The organism is Polynucleobacter sinensis (assembly GCF_001595985.1).
Lineage (GTDB): Bacteria > Pseudomonadota > Gammaproteobacteria > Burkholderiales > Burkholderiaceae > Polynucleobacter > Polynucleobacter sinensis.
In genome coordinates this window covers 38,601-54,679 of sequence record NZ_LOJJ01000008.1, presented here as the reverse complement: position 1 = coordinate 54,679, position 16,079 = coordinate 38,601, and the positions used below count along the sequence as shown (strand labels likewise).

The following is a 16,079-nucleotide window of genomic DNA, read 5'->3' as shown; positions in this document are numbered from 1 at the left end:
GGAGGCACCATGGATCGTCGACATTTTATTGGTCAAGGCGCTGCCGCAATTGGCTTACTCGCTGGATTTTCTACCCAAGCTCGCGCTAACTTACAAAAAGCAGAAATTTTAGTCATCGGGGGCGGCTATGGTGGAGCAACTGCAGCTAAATATCTCCGTCTTTTATCAAATAATACGGCTCGCGTTACTTTGATTGAGCCAAATGCCTCTTTCGTATCATGCCCACTATCCAATCTAGTAGTGGGTGGCTCACGCAATATGGCTGAGATCACTTCCTCATACGACAACTTAAGTAAGCGACACGGCATTAAGATCATTCAAGATAGCGTCAGTAGCATTGATGCCGATAAGAAAACTGTCAAACTTGCATCAGGAAAAACCTTGCGTTACGACAAGGTAGTGGTGTCACCTGGCGTATCTCTCATGATGAATAGCATTGAAGGTCTTGCACAAGCTAACAAAGATGGTGTGACCTTACAAGCCTGGAAGGCCGGAGCGGAAACTGTTGCGCTACACAAACAACTTGCAGCGATGCGTGATGGTGGCACATTTATCATTAGCATTCCTGAGGCGCCTTATCGCTGCCCTCCAGGGCCGTATGAGCGTGCCTGCCAAGTTGCTAATTATCTAAAGCAGCACAAAGCCAAGTCTAAAGTACTGATCTTAGATGCCAATCAGGATGTCACTTCCAAAGGCGGATTGTTTAAAAAGGTTTGGGCTGAGCAGTACGCTGGAATCATTGAGTACCTTCCTAAACATAATGTTACGGCTGTGGATGCTAAGACTAAAACGGTCAAGCTCGAAGTGCAGGATGACATCAAGGGTGATGTTCTCAATCTCTTGCCAGCGATGAGCGCTGGTGATATTGCCGTGAAGTCTGGCTTAGCAAACTCTAATGGTCGCTGGGTAAATGTGAATTTCCTCAATTTTGAATCCACTGCTCGTAAAGACATCCATGTTTTAGGGGATTCCATTCAGATTGCTCCATTAATGCCTAAGTCAGGCCACATGGCTAACCAGCATGCCAAAGTAGCGGCTGCCGCAATTGTGGCTGAGTTAAGTGGCTGGGAAGTGAACCCAGCACCAGTCTTAACCAATACCTGCTACAGCTTTGTGAATGACAAGGAAGTAGTTCATGTTGCCAGCGTCCATCAGTACAACGCTGCTGAAAAGACTTTCAAAACAGTGCCTGGATCGGGAGGCCTATCCCCTGCCCCATCCACTCTTGAGGGTGTTTACGCCTGGGGTTGGGCTCACAATATCTGGGCAGACAGTTTGGCTTGATTTGCGTCAAGAGCAAGGAAAAAAGGGGCCTTTGGGCCTCTTTTTTTATATCCTTTTATAGGAATTGAGAAATATACTGGAATGGACAAATTAAAGAATTCAGGAGAGCCCCCATGAATATGCCCCAACGCACCCCCAAAGATGCTCACAAAATTGAAGAGGCTATCGAGCGCTGGACAGTTCCGATTGGAAATTTATTTGTCTCACTCTTTCACCGGATTGCTTTGTTTGGAATTGGGGCTGCAACAGTTTGGTCGGCCGCGGTGGCATTCATGGGCATGGTCTCTAAAGGCTCCGCATCTATTGAAGACCTACTCCTGCTATTTATCTATTTAGAGATTGGTGCGATGGTCGGTATTTATTTCAAGACAAACCATATGCCAGTCCGCTTTTTGATCTATGTTGCCATCACTGCCGTGACACGTCTCATTATTGATCTTGTCAACACCAAGCATGAGGCAGACATGGCTATCTTGCTAATGGGTATAACCATTCTTGTATTAGCGATCGCCAATGCTGTTGTTCGCTACGCTTCATTCAAATTCCCCAGCAAGTCTGGGGAAAATGAATGATTTAAATAGAGACTTCCGACTCCTGAACTTGGTAAGGTTGTACGCCTCGGTTAAGGCAGTTTCGGACATAGTCGATGCTGCTACGCAAGGCGTAGTAATCACCAGACATGCTTTTAGGGATCTGTAGTTGCAAAGCTTCATACTCCAATAGATCTAGCTTTTTCAAATAGAGATCCTTTTTTTCAGCCTGAAAATTCTCCGTCAATTCACGCTCATACAGCCTTAAAGTTCCGTACAGCCTATCAATTTTTCTACGCAGACGTTTATTACGATAGCCGGGTAATGTCAGCAAGACAGGATACGCAACAGCGCAAAATGGCAGCAAGACAAAAACCAGTCGATTAATTAACTCAGCCAACCAAAAAGGAAAGAAGGTCATCAAAAGCGGTGAGCCATTTTTTTCATAATGAAGAGCAACAGGGCTTTCTGGAAGACCAGTATTTTTGAAAGAGGGAAATTCGCCATGACTAGAGAAGAAAGTGGCGCGTCCATTAATTTCGCGTGCAGCCTCCAAAAATAAGAATTGCAGGGCTGGATGCATGCGGTCATCTATCAATAAATTGGTGGTTGAGGCCATCAGCTTGATATCAACCGAAGGAAAATTGCGCTCCAAACTAAATGCCCCTGTTGGCACTTTCAAGATTTGCATGTAAGGAAGCAAGCGAGAGTACGCCTCGGCCCGAGGGAATGCTGATAAGTGAATATTTGGGTCGGCGAGTAATTTCTGCACATTGGGCGCCTCATAGGCATCAACGATGAATGCTGCGTCAATTTCTCCTTTTTGCAAGGCTTCAACCGACTCAGCTCCCGAGAGGTACAAGAAATGAGCGCCCTTATCAAATCCACTTGCCTTCAAAATGTGCATTGCTTGCGCATAAGTTCCACTACCCTTGGCGCCAATAGACATTCTAGAGTTCAGAAAATATTGGGATTTCGCTCTAATTTCCTGAAAATCTGTAGCCTTAATCTCAGATCCACGATAAAACAACCAGATGGGATCATAGGAGATGGTGCCCAATGTTTGTACGCCAGTCACTTCATGCGGATTAAAAGCACCCGCCTGCACAAAAGCCGCCTGCACGGGATCCTTGCGATCCACCAGATGAGTCACATTTTCCTCAGCACCATTGGTGGTTAGCAACTCAAGAGTGATGCCTTTTTTCTTAAAAAAGGCTGCGTACTTCTCTCCGAGAACGTAATAAGAACCTCCGGGTTGCCCCGTTGCCATCAGCACATGTCTTGGCGGTGGCGGGTCGGCATACCACCAAACACCCATTAAGCCCACCAACAGAATTACCAGTAAGGGCCAAGCCTCCATCAAAAATTGAGTGAAATCGCCCCACTTCTCTTGGATGGTCTCATAGAGACCTAAATAGGTTTCCTTGATGTCTTGCTTAATACTTCCCATAAGAGACCAGTCAGAAGATATGTGAAAAGCTAATGATAATGTGCTTATTGCTATTCGGAAAAGGTGTTATTCATGTTAACCCTAGGAAAATCGCCAGATCTGGAGGATGCATCATTAATGAATGACCTCAATAAAAACGGGATATCAACTTTCGTCAATATCCCGGATATTTATTGCACTGATTGATGAATATTAATCGAGTTTAATTTTTGCCTTCTCGATCACTACTTTCCATCTTGCGATATCAGAATTATATAAATCGGCAAATTGCTGGGTATTCATAGGCGCAATCTGAACGCCTGCCTTCACAAAACGCTCCTTCATTTCTGGTGTTTCCAGAATTTTTAGAACGGTATTATTCAAGGTGCCAACGATTGCAGCAGGCGTGCCAGCAGGAACAAATATTCCCTGCCACAAGGACATCTCGTAACCTTTCACACCACCTTCTTGCATTGTGGGCACTTCGGGGGCACCACTAAAACGGTTTTTACTTGTCACAGCTAAAGCATTTACCTTCTCACCTTTGTATAAAGGCAGCCCTACCGGCATACCCGCGAAGTAAAAATCAATTTGACCGCCCATCAAGTCAGTTGCAGCAGGAGCGCCTCCTTTATAAGGGATATGGATAGCCTGTGTACCAGTGGTCGCCAACAATAACTCTCCAGCCATGTGATCTGAATTACCAATTCCAGATGAGCCATAACTCATCTTTCCAGGATCAGCTTTGAGCATCGCAACCAATTCAACTACATTTTTTGCTTTTAAATTGTTATTCACAATCAATATGTGAGGAGTGGCAGCAACTCCTACAACTGGCGCCAAATCTTTTTGACCATTAAATGGTAATTTGGGATTTGCAGCCACATTGATTGCCAAACCATTCTGCGCGAACAAAATGGTGTAGCCATCTGGGGCACTCTTCGCAACCGCATCAGCTGCCAAACTTCCCGCAGCCCCTCCGCGATTCTCAACAATCACAGGCTGCTTTAAGGCAACGCTCAATTCATTGGCAACCATTCTGCCAACAATATCGGTTGAACTCCCTGGGGCATAGCCAATCAACATCTTGATGGGCTTATCTGGGTATGCAGCAAATGCCGTACCAAAAATAAAAGGCACTAACAGGGAACTGATTGCTATTTTTTTAATGGTTTTATTAATCACTTTGTCTCCTCCGGTAAATTTATAAATCTAATACTGCGATTCCACACTCCCTAGCGCACTGATTCAATGACTCTCTTAGTTCAGGCGAAATCGGAATACCATGCTGCAATCTTTCTGCCATTACTTTTGCGGCGCCATCGCCTGGCACTCGAATCTGATTCACACCAGGCAATCTAGACGATGCCTTCAGATCATTCACTAAAGTAATTACACGCTCAACAAACTGGTCTCGGTCGCCAAAAGCACTTGGGTCTACCGCAATAATGGTCTGTCCAGTATTGGTAATCAGGTCATGATGCGCATTGAAATCAACCGTATCCTTGCCAACCGCGGCATTATTTAACGCCCCCGCAAGCAAACCAATCATCACGGCGAGCCCATACCCCTTATAACCACCAATCGGCAATAAAGAACCTTCACCAGACTTGGTTGGATCCGTGATGGGTTTACCGCTGCGGTCAATCATCCAGGTATCTGGAATAGATTCTCCCCTTTGCGCCGCTACCTTTACCTTTCCGTATGCGGCAACGGTAGTAGCAATATCTAGTAACACGGTAGGATGATCACCAGCGGGAACCGCAATGGCAATTGGATTAGTTGATAACAGCAAGTCAATGCCGCCCCATGGCGCCATGTGATTGGCATTCCCAACGGCCATGTAAATTCCGATATAACCTTGTTCTGCTAACTTTCTTACATAGACAGATGCAGCGCCAGAATGATTGCCAAAGTGACTTCCAACCCAGCACACACTATATTTCTTCACTTTTTCTACAGCAATCTCAACGGCCTTATTCATAACCAAGTGACCAAAAGCATTGTCGCCATTGATTAAGGCAGTCGCACCCTGCTCACGCTCAATATGAATATTCGGATTGAGATTGATGCCACCAGCCCGAATTCGTTTGATATACGCGGGCAATCTGAAAATTCCGTGGCCATCAGCGCCAGCTAAATCCGACTTCACCATAAGCTGTGCAATAACCTTAGCATCCGCCATAGGGACCTTATTGGCTTGCAAAGCATTTGCAATAAATTCCTCAGCCTTAATAACAGGTAAATTTTTCATCATTTTTTGAAATTTAATTTCCCGAGCCGCTCTTAAACTCCATCCTGTGGATGTATTTGTTTTCGGGGTGGTAAGTAAAAGTTACTTCGAACAGATTATCATGATCATCGAAATAACGCCGAACAATAACTAAGCATGGATCATTTGACTTCAATTGCAAGCGTTTGGCGATATTGTCAGGGGCGCCAACGGCGTAAACATCCACCTCAGCTCGATCAATCCGAGTGCCATACTTATTCTCGATTTGCTCAAAAACCATGATCTGCTTGTGATCTGGATCCTTGGTTAGCGAGGCAAATTGAGGAAGGATATAAATATCAGTCCAAGCAATCACTTGCTCAGTATCTTGCTGCTTGCGAATTCCACTGATGTGGTACCAGGAAGAGCCAATCGCACCACCAATTTTTTCGCTAAGTGACTTATCAAGCTCAATAAATTCCTCAAGAATATTTTCTCGATAAGTATTTCTTGGGTAACTCAAAATATCGATAGGTGAATTAAAACTCTGGGTAAAACGCCTGACCTTTTGCCGTGAAATCACCTGGGTTGGCGCGCCTTGACGCCGCAATACCAAACCATCAGCCTCCAAAGTTTGAAGTGCATGCCTTAAGGTGTGGCGACTTGCTTTAAAACTTGCGCAAAGTGAAGCCTCCGAAGGCAAGCTAGACCCTACTGCCCAATAACCCTCACGAATGCGCTGAGCAAGCGCATTCGCTAAAGTTTTATAAAGAGGCAAGGCACCTTTCAACTTAAGAGAGTCCAAACATCTTCTTGCCAGCTACTGGTAAGCGAGCTTTCAGAATATCGCCGGAAAGAGATTCGGTGATATACAAATCCCTACCATCCTCGCCGCCAAAACACATATTCGCGAGGTGATGATGATGCGGGTTATCAGAGTAAATCAGATGTGTTGGAAGCATATTGCTATCGAATCTCCAGATACCAATGCCTAGATGGCAAACTAATAAGCCATTCTCAGAGTCCATCTCAATACCGTCAGGTCCAGCAACACCACCTGTCAACTGAATGGCCACGCCAGTCTTAGAGACGGATCCATCGGCCATCAGTGGCAAGCGCCAGATTTGCTGTGATCTCGTAGCCGCTACAAATACATGTTTTTCTTGAGTATTTAATGTAATGCCATTGGGACTTGGCACATTAATTGCCAAGCGATCTAGCTGACCATTCTCACGCAATCTAAATACCCTACCTGTCGGATCTGCAATTCCTGTTTGACCCTGATCGGTAAAGTAGAGATCGCCGTTAGATGCGAAATGCAGATCATTTAAGCCTTTGAAACTTTCGCTATACATTGATCCTAGAATGGTTTCGACTTTTCCAGTTTTTGGATCAAGCGCTAGCAAGCCTAACTTGTAGTCACAAATGAAAGCTCGGCCATCTTTATGGAATTTCAGTCCATTTGGCCAGCCATCAAACTGAGTCACTAAATCCCAATCCCCTTTAGGGGTAATTCTGAAAACCCTTCCAAATGGGATATCTAAAAACCATAAGTTTCCTTCGCGGTCAAAAGATGGACCCTCTAAGAAACACTCTACTTCAGCATTTTGACGATTTGGATCAGACCAGCCAGTGCGCGACTTCTTTCTAAACTTGGCGGGCATCGACATAAATACTTCAGCCTTGATTTTCTCGACTGGCTGGAAAGGGTTATGCATAGTCATGTTTGGAAATCCTTTATAAAGTTATACGGATATGTTTTTTGAGTTGATGGGACATTAAACCATAAAATAATGATAACCTTAAGTCTTAATCTTGTTTTGATGTTGATATCTACTAACCACTTAACCGTATAGGTTTAAAAATGAAATATGTAACCGTGATTGGAACGGGCATCATGGCTGCTGGCATTGCAGCCGGATTCGTAGCCAAAAGTATTCCCGTTGTGATTCTTGGCAGAAGCAAGGAAAAGGCTGAAGCCTGCTTGGATAAGGCGCTCACACTTGCCGGCAAAATTGGTTTTTCAGGAGCAAATTCCCAAAAAGATCATGCCGCGATTCGAGCTTCTCAGACTACGGAAATTCTAGAGCAATGGAAGGATTGGACTAACTGCGAGTGGGTTATTGAAACCATTGCTGAGAACCTAGCACTCAAGCAAGAGATCTTTAAATATTTAGATGGGGTTGTTCCAGATCATGTTCCTATTGGAAGTAACAGCTCAGGCTTCCCGATTAGCAAGATTGCCTTAGGCCTCAAAACTGCTAATCGCATGATGGGGGCTCACTACTTTATGCCCGCTGAAGTTGTTCCCTTGGTGGAAATTGTGATGGGCGAAAAGACTGAGTTGTCCTTTGCTAACAAAGCCTGTCAACTCTACAAAGATATCGACAAAAAACCGGTACTAGTGAAGAAAGATATCCCTGGATTTTTAGCTAACCGAATTCAACATGCCCTCATGAGAGAAGCTCTTTCTCTAGTCCAAGAAGGAATTGCGAGCCCCGAAGACATTGATGATGCAGTCCGCTATAGCTTTGGATTTAGATATGCTGCCGTTGGTCCTATGACCCAAAAAGAAATTTCAGGCTGGGATGGCATGGCTAATGCCGCGAAAGAAATTTATCCCTCTCTTTCCAATATCACCGCGCTTCCGCCAAAGGTGGTTCAGCTAATGAGCGAGGGCAAAACAGGCATGAAAGCTGGTGAGGGTTTCAGAAAATGGTCGCCGGAGGAAATCCAGCAGACCTCGGATTCCTATTCAAGAAGGTTGAAAGCAGCGTTTGATGTTCTGAACATTGAATAACTAAATGACTTTTTGATACGTCCGATATTCGACCACAGAGTCAAAACTAAATAATTGAAAGATATTGATGATTGAAACTTCTGAAAAAAAATTAGCCGGGCCAATTATTCGCCTTCACCCCAACGACAATGTTGTCGTGGCTCGAGTAGATGTTCCTATCGGGGAATCTGTTCCTAGTGAAAACTTTACCAGCCGCAGTCAAGTGCCTGCTGGTTACAAAATCGCAGCGAAGAAGATTCTCAAAGGCGAACCCATTCTGAAATACAACGTTACTGTTGGGTTTGCAAATACTGCTATTGAGCCTGGCACGATGGTGCATAGCCATAACACTGAGTTTCGGGAATTTGATCGTGACTATGCCTACGCCAGTGAATATAAGCCCACTACCCTTCTTCCAGAATCTGAGCGGGCGACATTTCAAGGTTATGTCAGAGCAAACGGCAAAGTTGGTACACGCAACTTCATTGGAATTTTATCGACCGTGAATTGCTCTGCAACAGTAGTCAATAAAATTGCCGAATGGTTTACCCCTGAACGATTGAAAGATTTCCCCAATATCGATGGCGTTGTCGCCTTTAGCCATGGAATTGGTTGCGGTATGGAAATGAGTGGTGAGCCAATGCAGCTATTGCGCAGAACTATGGCGGGATACGCCCAGCATCCAAACCTTGCGGCCGCTCTTATCATTGGTTTAGGTTGCGAACGAAACCAACTAAAAGGCTTAATGGAGCAAGAGGCATTAAACGAGAGCTCCACTTTGCACACCTTCATCATGCAAGAAACAGGCGGTACTCGCAAAACAATTGAGGCGGGTATCGAAGCAGTGAAAGCGCTTTTGCCAGAAGCCAATAAAGTCAAACGTCAAACTGTTTCAGCAAGTCATTTATGTGTTGGCTTGCAATGCGGTGGTTCGGATGGCTTCTCTTCCATTACAGCAAACCCCGCTTTAGGTGCTGCTATCGATATTTTGTCGCGCCATGGTGGCACCGGCATCCTCTCGGAGACCCCGGAAATCTATGGTGTTGAGCATACCCTCACCCGCCGAGCTGTAAGCAAAGAGGTTGGTGAAAAACTGATCAAGCGTATTCGCTGGTGGAAGGATGAATACTCCGTTGGTCGTGATGTACAAATTAACGGGCAAGTCAGTCCTGGCAATCAGATTGGTGGCCTAGCAAATATCTTTGAAAAATCACTTGGATCCTCTATGAAAGGTGGTACTGGTCCTCTAATGGAGGTGTATCGATATGCCGAACCAGTTACGGCTAAGGGCTTTGTATTTATGGACACGCCTGGCTTTGATCCTGTTTCAGCAACGGGTCAAATTGCAGGGGGCGCCAACTTAATTGCTTTTACAACTGGACGTGGTTCGATGTTTGGTTCTAAGCCTGCGCCATGCATCAAGCTCGCCACCAATACACCAATGTATGAACGGCTCACCGAGGATATGGATATCAATTGCGGAGAAATTCTTGATGGTACGGTTTCTGTTCAAGAGATGGGCCAACGTATCTTTGAGCTATTCTTGCGCACAGCCTCTGGAGAACCCTCTAAGAGCGAGCTACTCGGTCTGGGTGACTATGAGTTTGTACCCTGGCAAATTGGCGTCATGAGTTAAATTAGCGTCAAATTCCAATCCATTGAAAGCGGGCCCTGTGCCCGCTTTTTCTTTACTTAAAGACGGTTGAAACAAGCCTGGAGGACTGTAGAATTGAAGCTATTGATTCAACAGGACTGAAGCAAAAATATGAAATTCAGGGATTACTATGAAACTCTCGGCGTAGCGCGTGGCGCCACCGAGGCAGAAATCAAAGCAGCCTATCGGAAGCTTGCCCGAAAATATCATCCAGATGTCAATAAAGAAGCTGGGACGGAAGAACAATTCAAAGCTGTTGGCGAAGCTTACTCCGTTCTAAAGGACACTGAAAAACGTGCAGCCTATGATCGCATGGGCGCAAACTGGAAAAATGGTCAAGATTTCACCCCGCCGCCAAATTGGAATGAAGGTTTTGAATATTCAGACGGTGGATTTGGTGGAGGCCACGGTGGCTTTGGAGGGGGTTATGAAGGTGATCAAAGTGAATTCTTTGAGTCCCTCTTTGGCAGAGGTCGTCATCGCCAAGGCGGTCGCGGTGGGAACCCTCGTCAGGGCATGAACTTCAAAGGCCAAGACCACCATGCAAAAATTTTGATTGATCTAGCTGATGCTTATAACGGGGCCAAGCGCACTATCTCCCTGCATATGCCTACCCAAGATGCAAGCGGCCATGTCACTACGCAAGAACGCAAACTTGATGTCAGTATTCCCAAAGGCATTAAGGCAGGCCAGAATTTACGCCTAGCTGGACAAGGCGGTCCAGGCGTTGGCGAGGGTGGTGCAGGTGATCTGTATCTCGAAATCGACTTCCACGCCAACCCAATTTATCGTTTGGACGGAAAAGATGTATATCTTGATTTACCGCTAGCGCCATGGGAGACTGCTTTGGGCACCTCAGTCAACGTACCAACGCCAGCCGGTTCAACGCTAGAGCTTAAAATTCCAGCGGGTACGGTAGCTGGTCGCAAAATGCGACTGAAAGGTAAAGGCATTCCTAGCAAAGAAGCTGGCGATCTATATGTAGTCCCAACTATCGTGCTACCAAGCGCTGATACGGATGCTCAAAAAGAAGCCTATCAAACATTTGAAAAGGCTTTTGATTTCAACCCTAGAACCCACCTGAAGGGATGATAAACATGACGCAAACTCAAATCACCTGGATCGAAGGTGTCGTTGTAGAAGACGAAGTGCACATGAGCATAACGGAGCTATCGCAGGCAGCACGCACTCCAGAAGACCTCATCATGGCCTGGGTATCTGAGGGCGTTCTCAGCCCTGCAGGATCCTCTCCAGAGGACTGGCGTTTTAGCGGTGACTCACTAAAACGTGCAAAGACGGCTGCGCATTTAACGCATGACTTAGAGCTCAATACCTCGGGAGTAGCCCTAGCACTTGATCTCCTAGAGGAGATCTCTCGCTTGCGCAATCAGTTGCGCCGCGAGAATTTAGGTTAAAGCTGTTGAGTACAAATTTACTTAAAAATACTCCAAAACAAGCTAACGATATTAGCCTCTTCTCCGCTACCGCCTTAGGCATTGGCGGGATGATGGGGGCCGGGCTTTATTCATTGCTGGGCTTAGCAAGCTCACATGCAGGAACCTATGTGCCCCTCGCTTTTTTGATTAGCGCAATTGCCGCCTCCTTTTCCGTCTACTCCTATGCCAAGCTTGGCGCCGCATTTCCGAGTAGCGGCGGCGGCGCAACCTTTACCGTAATGAGCTTTGGCCCTGGAATCACTTCTGGCGGAATTAATTTATTTCAGTACATCGCTTACTTAATTGCGGCAGCCCTCTATGCCGCTGGATTTGTTGAGTACACCAACAGCCTATTTGGTGGCGATCTCTCACCACTCACACTGAAATGCATTACTGCAGCCATCATTCTGATTTGCACTTTTCTGAATCTATTGGGCCCCAGCCTCGTAGGTCGAGCTGAAACCTTGGCAATTGGCTTGGTTGTCATTAGCCTTTTAGTATTTTCCGCCATGGGATTTCATCAGGCGGATATCAAAACATTCCAGATGGGCGGAGGCTCAATCGAAGGAATAGCGGTGGCGGCTGGCATCCTCTACATTAACTTTCAGGGTTTTGGCGTAGTCACAAATTCATCATCTGCCATGAAAAGCCCCCAAAAAGAATTACCTCTTGCCATGTTCTCCGCCCTCATCTTGGTGACTGTAGCTTACTTAGCGGTCAGCACTGCGGTGATATTAATCATGCCGCTGAACTCTATTCAACTGCATAACGGACATGTCCTAGCGGAAGCAGCTCAAATGGTCGCTGGAAAGCTCGGTTCAATCGTGATCAGCGTCTCCGCCCTTTTGGCCTGCGCAGCCGCAGTCAATGCAACTATTTTTGCGGCATCAAATATAGCGGCTGATGTGGCTAAGAAGAAAGAGGTTTCTAGCGCTTTAAGTAATAGTGTCTTAAAAAGTAATTTGCATGCCCTCACCATCTCATGCATTGGAGTCACAATTTTTGCCCTGCTATTTCCCTTGGGTGAAATTGGGCAAATGGCTAGCTTAGCTTTTTTGCTCGTGTACGCGGTGATTACCTATGGCCATATTCAGATTCATCAAAAGACTGGCGCTAAGCCAAGAATTTTATGGTGCGCGATCGTGATTAATCTTGCGCTATTTACCGCACTGATTATTAACGCAGTAAAAACCGCACCCTCTAGCGCAATTGCATTAGCTGTAGCCTTGGTCGCCTCCTTTGGCTTCGAGGCATTTTCACGCCTCAGAACTAAACAACCTAAAGCTCATTAAGATTCAGAGCGGCTTAGCAACAATTCCCAGCGCTGTAATTTCAAATCAAGATCTGCGGTAATTTCGGATAAACGTGCCTGCATACTTGCCGCTAATTCTGGCTCGTTCTTATATAAATCGGGGTTGCTCATCGCAATCCCGATATCAGCCTGCTTCGTTTCGAGGGCCTCAATTTGCAAAGGCAGCGCCTCTAACTCCTGACGCTCCTTGCCATTAAGCTTTTGCACGCCACTCTTGGCTGTAACTGCCTTAACTTCGGGCTTTGGTGCAGTTGCAGTCTCAGCCTTCTCTATGGATTTAGGGCCTGCATTGGTCGCACGAATTTTATCTGAACGGGCCTTTTGAATTTTCCAATCCTCATAGCCACCTTCATACTCACGCCAAAATCCATCGCCCTCATTAGCAATAATGCTCGTCACTACGTTATCTAAGAAATAGCGATCATGACTTACTAGGAATACCGTACCCTTATAGTCTTGCAGTAACTGCTCAAGCAAATCCAAGGTATCAATATCCAAGTCATTGGTAGGCTCATCCAGGACTAAAACGTTTGCAGGCCTTGCAAACAATCGTGCTAGTAATAAACGATTGCGCTCGCCACCAGATAAAGTACTTACCGGTGAATTAGTGCGCTCTGGCGCGAATAAGAAATCACTTAGGTAACTCTTGACATGTTTCTTATTGCCATTGATCTCGATCCACTCACTACCAGGGCTGATGTAATCTTCAAGTGAAGCATTGAGATCCAAGCCCTCACGCATCTGATCGAAGTAAGCAACCTCTATTCTGGTGCCCATGGTCGCAGTGCCAGAGTCCGGCGTAATTGTCCCCAAAATCAATTTCAGTAAAGTAGTCTTACCGGCACCATTAGGACCAAGAAGCCCGACTTTATCGCCACGCAAGATCGTTGCTGTGAAGTCTTTGACAATGGAGCGGCCATCATAAGACTTGGAGACGTTCTGTAGATCGGCAACAATCTTGCCGCTGCGATCCCCGGCAGATACAGCCAACTTCACCTGTCCCATCGCATCACGACGCTCAGCACGACTAGCGCGCAAATTTTCTAGACGGGCAATTCTGGCCACGCTTCTAGTACGCCTCGCTTCCACACCCTTACGAATCCAAACCTCTTCTTGGGCCAATAACTTATCCGCTCTCGCATTTGCCAATGATTCAGCGTTTAACTCTTGCTCCTTAAGTACTTCATAAGCAGAGAAATTGCCTGGGTAGCTTCGTAAAATACCGCGATCCAATTCCACAATTTGAGTACATACGTTATCTAGAAACGCACGGTCGTGAGTGATGAGAATGACGGAGCCTTTATATTCCTTAAGCAAGTCTTCCAACCAAGAAATAGAATCTAAGTCCAAATGGTTGGTAGGCTCATCTAGCAAAAGCACATCTGGCATCTCAACTAAAGCGCGAGCTAATGCAACACGTTTCTTGGTACCGCCAGATAATGTGCTGATTTTGACGTCTGCCTCGAGGTGGAGGCGATCTAAAGTTTCATGAACCCGTTGCTCCCAATTCCAGCCACTCAGGGCCTCTAATTGAGACTGAACTTCGTCAAGGCAATGATGAGAGGCATCATCCCACTCACCCACACTCAGAGCCTCATACTCTTCTCGCAAAGCCTTAGCCTGTGCCACACCCTTAGATACTGCATCAAATACGGTTTCCTCCGCCTCAAAAATTGGCTCCTGAGGTACATAGGCAATTCGCAGCCCTTGCTGGTACTGCAAGAGCCCATCATCCATTTTTTCAATACCAGCCAAAATCTTTAATAAAGAGGATTTGCCAGTGCCATTACGGCCAATTAAGCCAACACGCTCTCCAGATTCCAGGGAAAAAGCAGTGTTTGCAAGGAGGTCAACGTGGCCAAAAGCCAGTTTTGCATCAGTAAGTACGATTAAAGCCATGGTGTCATTATCGTCGTTTCATCCAAAGTGACGATATTTCCAGTCAGAATGGGATTGAGAAGTAGAATTTACTAAAGGCAATATAGGTAATACCGATCTATTGAAAGGCAAAATGACCTGCAAATTAACCCCGTCAGCGCCACGCCTCATCCTATTTGCAGGACATGCAGGAACAGGCAAATCCACCCTAGCCAAAAAAGCGCTGCCCCTCATTGTTCAAAAAACCGGGGAAGATTTCTTTTTTCTCGATAAAGATACTGTTTATGGTGCATACAGCTCCCACATGATGGAGCTGACGACCAATAACCCAAATGATCGAGATAGCCCCTTTTATCTAAAAAATTTACGGGACTGGGAGTACTCTGGCCTAATTGCAATAGCCAAGGAAAATCTTCAGCTAGGAGTCAACGTCATTATGGTTGGCCCTTTTTCAAGTGAAATCCAAAGCGGCAAGATGTTCAATCCAGAGGAACTCGGCATTCCAAAAGAATCGAGCATCAAAATTGCTTGGATTGATCTTGATGCAAATGAAGCAAAGCTTCGCATGATGAAGAGAGCCGACCCCAGAGATGAATGGAAACTCAAACACTGGGATCAATATATTTTGCGTAGAGTAGAGCCACCAAAACATCTAGCCATACAGCGCTTTGATAATCTTCACTTTGATCAAAGCCAGTTTGAGAAATTAATTGACCACTTAGTTACACAATAACTTCAATAAAAAAGGCCCTGCATGCAGGGCCTTTACTTGAGATGCCGGAATATCCGAACTCAGAAGCTCACTTAGAACTTATAAGTCACACCAACAGCTGGCATCCATGGGTTCAGAGTTAACTTACCCGCATTTGCTCCATTACTTGTGGTTGTTACATTAGTTGCCATAGTTGCATATTTCACGTCCACGTTCAGACCCCAATTTTTGTCAAACATGTAATCCATACCAATTTGACCAACCGCTCCAAAACTCGAGTTATCCACCGAATATGCGCCGTTACCCAAATTATTTCGACTACTAAAAATGGTGTAATTTACGCCAGCTCCAACATAAGGCTTGAACGCACCGAAATCTGTAAAGTGGTACTGGAGAACCAATGATGGCGGGAGAGCCTTGATCGTACCCAACTTACTACCGCCAGCATCAATTTGAATAGTTTGCGGGTATGTCAAAACCAACTCAGCAGCAATATTCTTTGTAAAGAAATAGGAAACATCAAACTCAGGAATCACTTGATTCTTGGCTTTCACATCAAGACTCTGGACTGCTCCAGTCTGGCCATTCTGCCAAAGTAAATCTACTGCACGCACACGAACCATCCATGGGTTTTCGCCTGAAGACTGAGCTTGAGCGGCGATGGGAGCCAATGAAGCTACTGCTGCCATAGCGGCTACGAGAGTTTTAATACGCATGATGTACCCCTTTTCTGTTATCAATTTGATGAGTACATTTTCAAATTGATGTAGGGGTCATGATTTGATGTAAATCAAATGCTGTGGCTACTCAAATTTTTTAATAGCTTAAAAGCAACACTGTTTTAAAGAGTTTT

Annotated in this window: 15 protein-coding genes; 8 read left to right on the top strand and 7 right to left on the bottom strand. The window is 45.6% G+C overall.

The window, feature by feature from the left end; translation table 11 throughout:
• Positions 1–9 precede the first annotated feature (9 nt).
• Positions 10–1,284, top strand: coding sequence for an NAD(P)/FAD-dependent oxidoreductase (locus tag AOB49_RS08515; protein ID WP_062309937.1), 1,275 nt, complete (start codon positions 10–12; stop codon positions 1,282–1,284).
• A 113-nt stretch (positions 1,285–1,397) separates the two neighbouring features.
• Complete coding sequence (locus AOB49_RS08510; RefSeq protein ID WP_082784125.1) at positions 1,398–1,856, top strand: phosphate-starvation-inducible protein PsiE; 459 nt, start codon at positions 1,398–1,400, stop codon at positions 1,854–1,856.
• Between the two features lies 1 nt (position 1,857).
• Here the strand turns inward: AOB49_RS08510 and AOB49_RS08505 are convergent, their stop codons facing one another.
• The 5 genes from AOB49_RS08505 to AOB49_RS08485 form a co-directional block, all read right to left on the bottom strand.
• Positions 1,858–3,264, bottom strand: a complete 1,407-nt coding sequence (locus AOB49_RS08505) for a TAXI family TRAP transporter solute-binding subunit (protein ID WP_062309935.1) — start codon at positions 3,262–3,264, stop codon at positions 1,858–1,860.
• A 192-nt stretch (positions 3,265–3,456) separates the two neighbouring features.
• Positions 3,457–4,428, bottom strand: coding sequence for a Bug family tripartite tricarboxylate transporter substrate binding protein (locus AOB49_RS08500; protein ID WP_062309933.1), 972 nt, complete (start codon positions 4,426–4,428; stop codon positions 3,457–3,459).
• A gap of 19 nt (positions 4,429–4,447) precedes the next feature.
• Positions 4,448–5,500, bottom strand: coding sequence for an Ldh family oxidoreductase (locus AOB49_RS08495; protein ID WP_245640657.1), 1,053 nt, complete (start codon positions 5,498–5,500; stop codon positions 4,448–4,450).
• 10 nt (positions 5,501–5,510) lie between these two features.
• Positions 5,511–6,233, bottom strand: coding sequence for a GntR family transcriptional regulator (locus AOB49_RS08490; protein WP_156471388.1), 723 nt, complete (start codon positions 6,231–6,233; stop codon positions 5,511–5,513).
• Between the two features lie 13 nt (positions 6,234–6,246).
• Positions 6,247–7,179, bottom strand: coding sequence for an SMP-30/gluconolactonase/LRE family protein (locus AOB49_RS08485; protein ID WP_062309926.1), 933 nt, complete (start codon positions 7,177–7,179; stop codon positions 6,247–6,249).
• Positions 7,180–7,319: 140 nt separating this feature from the next.
• Here AOB49_RS08485 and AOB49_RS08480 point away from each other — a divergent pair, with 140 nt between their 5' ends.
• The 5 genes from AOB49_RS08480 to AOB49_RS08460 all read left to right on the top strand — a co-directional run bounded on the left by AOB49_RS08480 (position 7,320) and on the right by AOB49_RS08460 (position 12,616).
• Positions 7,320–8,255 (top strand): 3-hydroxyacyl-CoA dehydrogenase family protein, encoded by a 936-nt coding sequence (locus tag AOB49_RS08480; protein WP_062309924.1) that lies wholly within the window; start codon positions 7,320–7,322, stop codon positions 8,253–8,255.
• A 67-nt stretch (positions 8,256–8,322) separates the two neighbouring features.
• A complete protein-coding gene (locus AOB49_RS08475; protein ID WP_062309921.1) occupies positions 8,323–9,870 on the top strand; it encodes a UxaA family hydrolase in 1,548 nt (515 codons plus the stop codon).
• Positions 9,871–9,999: 129 nt separating this feature from the next.
• Entirely contained in the window at positions 10,000–10,980 is a 981-nt protein-coding gene (locus AOB49_RS08470; RefSeq protein ID WP_062309919.1) for a DnaJ C-terminal domain-containing protein, read from the top strand.
• 5 nt (positions 10,981–10,985) lie between these two features.
• A complete protein-coding gene (locus AOB49_RS08465; protein ID WP_062309916.1) occupies positions 10,986–11,303 on the top strand; it encodes a chaperone modulator CbpM in 318 nt (105 codons plus the stop codon).
• Between the two features lie 5 nt (positions 11,304–11,308).
• Positions 11,309–12,616, top strand: a complete 1,308-nt coding sequence (locus tag AOB49_RS08460; RefSeq protein WP_082784124.1) for an APC family permease — start codon at positions 11,309–11,311, stop codon at positions 12,614–12,616.
• On the opposite strand, the gene AOB49_RS08455 is transcribed toward AOB49_RS08460, so the two are convergent.
• Positions 12,613–14,535, bottom strand: coding sequence for an ATP-binding cassette domain-containing protein (locus AOB49_RS08455; RefSeq protein WP_062309911.1), 1,923 nt, complete (start codon positions 14,533–14,535; stop codon positions 12,613–12,615). The two genes, AOB49_RS08460 and AOB49_RS08455, sit on opposite strands and share 4 nt — an antisense overlap.
• A gap of 112 nt (positions 14,536–14,647) precedes the next feature.
• Here AOB49_RS08455 and AOB49_RS08450 point away from each other — a divergent pair, with 112 nt between their 5' ends.
• On the top strand, positions 14,648–15,247 hold the full coding sequence (locus AOB49_RS08450) for an AAA family ATPase (protein WP_062309909.1): 600 nt from the start codon (positions 14,648–14,650) through the stop codon (positions 15,245–15,247).
• A 71-nt stretch (positions 15,248–15,318) separates the two neighbouring features.
• Here AOB49_RS08450 and AOB49_RS08445 read toward each other — a convergent pair whose 3' ends face one another.
• On the bottom strand, positions 15,319–15,942 hold the full coding sequence (locus AOB49_RS08445; RefSeq protein ID WP_062309906.1) for an OmpW/AlkL family protein: 624 nt from the start codon (positions 15,940–15,942) through the stop codon (positions 15,319–15,321).
• Between the last annotated feature and the right edge of the window lie 137 nt (positions 15,943–16,079).

Excerpts from the sequence above, each read along its gene's own strand:
- AOB49_RS08455 (WP_062309911.1), bottom strand. The coding sequence starts at position 14,535 with ATGGCTTTAATCGTACTTACTGATGCAAAACTGGCTTTTGGCCACGTT.
- AOB49_RS08445 (WP_062309906.1), bottom strand. The coding sequence starts at position 15,942 with ATGCGTATTAAAACTCTCGTAGCCGCTATGGCAGCAGTAGCTTCATTG.
- AOB49_RS08450 (WP_062309909.1), top strand. The coding sequence starts at position 14,648 with ATGACCTGCAAATTAACCCCGTCAGCGCCACGCCTCATCCTATTTGCA.
- AOB49_RS08485 (WP_062309926.1), bottom strand. The coding sequence starts at position 7,179 with ATGACTATGCATAACCCTTTCCAGCCAGTCGAGAAAATCAAGGCTGAA.
- AOB49_RS08510 (WP_082784125.1), top strand. The coding sequence starts at position 1,398 with ATGAATATGCCCCAACGCACCCCCAAAGATGCTCACAAAATTGAAGAG.
- AOB49_RS08470 (WP_062309919.1), top strand. The coding sequence starts at position 10,000 with ATGAAATTCAGGGATTACTATGAAACTCTCGGCGTAGCGCGTGGCGCC.
- AOB49_RS08475 (WP_062309921.1), top strand. The coding sequence starts at position 8,323 with ATGATTGAAACTTCTGAAAAAAAATTAGCCGGGCCAATTATTCGCCTT.
- AOB49_RS08480 (WP_062309924.1), top strand. The coding sequence starts at position 7,320 with ATGAAATATGTAACCGTGATTGGAACGGGCATCATGGCTGCTGGCATT.
- AOB49_RS08495 (WP_245640657.1), bottom strand. The coding sequence starts at position 5,500 with ATGATGAAAAATTTACCTGTTATTAAGGCTGAGGAATTTATTGCAAAT.
- AOB49_RS08505 (WP_062309935.1), bottom strand. The coding sequence starts at position 3,264 with ATGGGAAGTATTAAGCAAGACATCAAGGAAACCTATTTAGGTCTCTAT.
- AOB49_RS08515 (WP_062309937.1), top strand. The coding sequence starts at position 10 with ATGGATCGTCGACATTTTATTGGTCAAGGCGCTGCCGCAATTGGCTTA.
- AOB49_RS08465 (WP_062309916.1), top strand. The coding sequence starts at position 10,986 with ATGACGCAAACTCAAATCACCTGGATCGAAGGTGTCGTTGTAGAAGAC.